Below are 231 nucleotides of genomic sequence, written 5' to 3' on the forward strand. Positions count from 1 at the left end.
CGTGGCGCGTGTGTGCCGTTACCTGTACCGCGTTCCCCTGCTGCTGGTCCACCTGCTGCTGGTCCTTCCGCTGCTCCTGATCGGCATGCTGCCGCCGTGGGGCAACCTGCGCGTGGGCGGGCGTACGCTGGTGCACCTGCTGGTGAATGCCTGGTCGGGCGGGTTGATGTGGATCTTCGGCTTCCGCCTGCACCGCATCGGCACGCCGATGCCGGGCGCGGTGCTGTTCGT

At 68.8% G+C, this 231-nt stretch carries 1 pseudogene; it reads left to right on the forward strand.

The window, feature by feature from the left end:
• Nucleotide 1: 1 nt before the first annotated feature.
• Nucleotides 2-231, forward strand: a pseudogene (locus KVS69_RS20790) (1-acyl-sn-glycerol-3-phosphate acyltransferase); the annotation flags it as partial.

Source organism: Stenotrophomonas sp. GbtcB23 (assembly GCF_019091045.1).
Classification (GTDB): Bacteria; Pseudomonadota; Gammaproteobacteria; order Xanthomonadales; family Xanthomonadaceae; genus Stenotrophomonas; species Stenotrophomonas rhizophila_A.